This is a genomic window from Xenorhabdus entomophaga (assembly GCF_037996725.1).
Taxonomy (GTDB): Bacteria; Pseudomonadota; Gammaproteobacteria; order Enterobacterales; family Enterobacteriaceae; genus Xenorhabdus; species Xenorhabdus khoisanae.
Map to the genome: position 1 here is coordinate 1 of NZ_JBBMXH010000190.1, position 3718 is coordinate 3718.

General features: G+C 44.4%; 4 protein-coding genes. All 4 read right to left on the reverse strand.

The window, feature by feature from the left end; all coding sequences use genetic code 11:
• Positions 1 to 197: 197 nt before the first annotated feature.
• From AAC854_RS21710 to AAC854_RS21725, 4 genes are read right to left on the reverse strand one after another with little or no spacing between them, the layout of a single operon-like run.
• Positions 198 to 770: an MSMEG_0567/Sll0786 family nitrogen starvation N-acetyltransferase gene (locus AAC854_RS21710; protein ID WP_340618912.1), complete on the reverse strand. Its 573-nt coding sequence runs from the start codon at positions 768 to 770 to the stop codon at positions 198 to 200.
• 12 nt (positions 771 to 782) lie between these two features.
• On the reverse strand, positions 783 to 1862 hold the full coding sequence (locus AAC854_RS21715; RefSeq protein ID WP_340618913.1) for an MSMEG_0568 family radical SAM protein: 1080 nt from the start codon (positions 1860 to 1862) through the stop codon (positions 783 to 785).
• Positions 1863 to 1888: 26 nt separating this feature from the next.
• A complete protein-coding gene (locus AAC854_RS21720; protein WP_340618914.1) occupies positions 1889 to 2890 on the reverse strand; it encodes a Nit6803 family nitrilase in 1002 nt (333 codons plus the stop codon).
• Between the two features lie 29 nt (positions 2891 to 2919).
• The gene (locus AAC854_RS21725; protein WP_047964709.1) at positions 2920 to 3402 is read right to left on the reverse strand and encodes an MSMEG_0572/Sll0783 family nitrogen starvation response protein; all 483 of its coding nucleotides are present in this window, start codon (positions 3400 to 3402) and stop codon (positions 2920 to 2922) included.
• Between the last annotated feature and the right edge of the window lie 316 nt (positions 3403 to 3718).

The window sequence follows — 3718 nt, forward strand, 5'->3', positions numbered from 1 at the left end:
AGAACACAAATGGAGTGGGGCAAAAGCGATAAGAAGACAAAAAAGATGTTCAGTTGATGAGTTGTTCACCGAGCACATCGAATGTGTCAGGTTATGTTGATTCTGCTATATATTAGTTGAAAAACAGTGAGCAATTGCCTGCTTGGACTGCATTGCAGGTGTATGTTTCAGTTTTTCGAGTAATTGATTGAGCTTCATCAGCACGCTTCCTTCTGTATATTCTTCTGCATACAGATTTGCATCGGGATATGCTGTAACGGATAGTTTTCAATCTGAGCCTGCATCAATACATGTGGAATATTGGCAATGATCAATTGACGCAAACTATCCCAATACAACCTTTGGAAATAGCGTTCATTCTGGCTTTGCACAGTGGCTAAGAAAGTACGGCATCCTAAGTTTTTGGCGGTTGATACCGCGGCATTGATTAATGCCTTGCCAATGGTGTGGTGACGTCGATATAAAGGGTCAACGCATAAACGCCCGCCATACCATGTTTGTTCTCCATCAGGGAAGATCCGCACGGCGCCAATCACACGCTCATGCTCACCAGACATTTTGCCGATGGCAATAATGCCTAATGCTTTAAAATCGTGTTCATCACGATCTTCTTTTAAGATTTTCTGTTCATCGCGAAAGGTCGCTTCACGTAAACGATAATATTGGTGAAATTCCCAATCTTCCGACACAATCTTGATAACAATGTTATCGGCAAGAGATTTTTTCATTCCTGCATTTAGCTGAAGAAGCCAGGAATAGCGAAGCTCCATACCACATTCCCCTTATTCATACGCTTTCAGCGAAGAGCAGGCGCCACACTTGGCACAGCCCGCCTGTGTATTTTCCGAGTTCAAACCATGTAGTTTGAGTTGTTGCCCGATTTTCGGATAAAGCGACCGCATAAAAGCCGGATCAGGTTTAGGATGATGTTCCAATGGAGTTCCTTGAATCGGCACAAATGGTACGACAAACGGATACACCCCAATTTTCGTGAGTCTGGCACTCATCTCTACGATTTCTAATTCGGTGTCACCCAAACCTGCCAGAATGTAGGTACTGACTTGTCCCCGGCCGAACACCGCAACGGCTGCTTCAAAGGCGGCAAAATATGTTTCCAATGAGACTTCGGCTTTGCCGGGCATAATCTTCTGCCGTACACGTTCATTTACGGCTTCAAGGTGCATCCCGATCGACACAGCGCCCGCATCCTTTAAACGCTGAAACCATGCAAAATCATCGGGAGGTTCACACTGTACCTGTATTGGCAAATCGACTTGAGCCTTAATGGCTTTAACCGAGTCATATAAAATTTTGGCACCACGATCTGCCGTATTTGGTGTGCCCGTGGTGATCACCATTTGCTTGACACCATCCAGCTCAACGGCTGCTTTGGCGACTTCTGCCAACTGTTTCGGGTGCTTACGAATCAACGTTTGCCCATTTTTTATAGACTGATCAATTGAACAGAATTGGCATGCCGTTGCCTTGTCATTCATCCGAATGCAATGCTGTAACACAGTCGTTGCCAACACATCATGGCTATGTAAGGTTGCAATTTGCTCATAGGCAATACCTTCGACCGTTTTTAAATCATAAAAGCGTGGTCGTGCTGGTGCAGTTAAAGTTGCTACAGGAGTTCGGTTTTTAAAAACGGTCACCTTGTCGGAGTTCGGTTCAGACTTTGCGGTGTAGGGTGAATCTTGTGCCACAAGGTTCCGCACCGGGATCATCATGGTCTGCCCGTTAAGGCTCAGTGCCTTATGATCGCTTGGCCCTGCGCCCCCTTTGCGGGATAAGCCAAACTCGCCTTCCCATTTCAGGCCATGACATTGCAAATCGGTCAATAATTGTATTGTAGACATCCTGATTCCCTATTATTGGTGTTTAATCAATGCGGTTCAGACATGTGCTTCATTAAATTTTGAGCATTTTCGGGATGAGTTTGCTCTGGTGTTTCAACTTTCAGTTCGTGCAATACACGTGTTGGGCGACGATCAATCAATAAGCTGAATAATTCGGGGCGGCTGTAATGCCCAACCGAATCCATCATGCGTTTGCGTTTATCAATCAAGCTGAAATCCAGCTCGGCAATGCAATAACCTTCACCTTGCGTGAGCGGCTCAGCTAAAAACTTGCCTTCGGGGGAAATAATGGCGGTGAAACATCCTCCTGAAATAGGTGCGATGTGACAGCCGGTATCTTGCATAATTTGCTGTTGCTGTTCGGGGTGCAGCCATGCAGTGGCGTTGACCACAAAACAGCCAGATTCCAGAGCGTGATGTTGAATAGTTGCGCTGATTTGATCGGCAAATACTTGTCCTACCAACGAACCAGGAAACATGGCAGCATGAATTTGCTCACCATCTGCCATCAAGGCAAAACGAGCCAGTGGGTTGTAATGTTCCCAACATGCCAGCGAACCAACACGTCCCACCGCAGAATCAATGGCACGCAGACCGCTGCCATCACCTTGCCCCCATACCATTCGTTCATGGTAAGTTGGGGTGATTTTGCGGCGATGCTGAATAATTGAACCATCAGCATCGAATAACAATTGTGCGTTATAAATCGTACCGCCTGAACGTTCATTAATGCCGATCGACACCACTATGTTGGCCTCAAGACAGGCCTGACCAATAGCTGAGGTTGCTTCGGAAGGCACAACCACGGATTCATTCAACAGTTTTAAATGTTCTTTACCCATGGCAAGTGGGGATTGGACAAAGGAAAAATAAGGGTAATAAGGCACGACGGTCTCAGGAAAAACGGCGAACTGCACCCCTTGTTTTCCAAGCTCTAAAATAATGTTACAGATTTTTTTTACGGTTGCGGATTGGCTATAAAGTACCGGGCTGCATTGCACTGCGGCGGCTTTAATGATTCTGTTCATGTCTTATTTCCCTTATAGTTAAGACTTACTTAAACAGTCCAGGTATCAATGATTAAGGCATTGTCACGACGCATCAGCAGTTTCAAATCCATCACATCCAGTGGATTAATCGGGCGAATTCCCGGAATAAGCGCTTTTTCGGTCTGACCATACATCGATTGCAGCGCAAAACGGCAGGCATAAACTTCACCACCTTCTTCCATAAAGGCTTTCAATTGATTATTGACGGCTAAATGACCCGGAAAAGCTTCCGCACCTAAAGTTGGAAAGCCGCGCTGTACACCTAACTGCACACCTGGGCCATAAAGCAATATTTTGGTTTCAAAACCTTTGCGTAATAGACGCTTTGCCTGCAATACATTGATCAGGCCGATTGATCCTTCAAACGCAACGGTATGGAAAGTCACTAATGCTTTTTCACCCGGCAGAGCTTTGACGTCCTCAAATACTTTCTCTTCATAATCAACGAGAAAATCGCCATCTTTATATTGTTCGATATCAACTTTTGGCATAACAGCTCCTAGTTCAATGTTATTTTGGAATGAATCAACATGTATTCTTCCTGTGTTATTGCGAAAGCCGTGCCAAGTTATATTGGGAAGAGGGGAGTTATATTTATCTTATTGAAAAATAATATTTAAATTTCATAAAATATTCTTACTGGAATAAATTGAATGGCTAGAAGGGTATGATTTTTCGTAGTATTATGAAATTTAATGCTGAGTTAACATATTAAGTGCAACAGGTGAGATATTAAAAGGTGGGAGTCAACTGTGATAAATTTCACAGCTCTCACACCCGAAATAGTAGCCTGATATGCATAAACAA

Bases quoted from the DNA above. Each gene is read 5' to 3' on its own strand.
- AAC854_RS21715 (WP_340618913.1), bottom strand. From the start codon at position 1,862: ATGTCTACAATACAATTATTGACCGATTTGCAATGTCATGGCCTGAAA.
- AAC854_RS21710 (WP_340618912.1), bottom strand. From the start codon at position 770: ATGGAGCTTCGCTATTCCTGGCTTCTTCAGCTAAATGCAGGAATGAAA.
- AAC854_RS21725 (WP_047964709.1), bottom strand. From the start codon at position 3,402: ATGCCAAAAGTTGATATCGAACAATATAAAGATGGCGATTTTCTCGTT.
- AAC854_RS21720 (WP_340618914.1), bottom strand. From the start codon at position 2,890: ATGAACAGAATCATTAAAGCCGCCGCAGTGCAATGCAGCCCGGTACTT.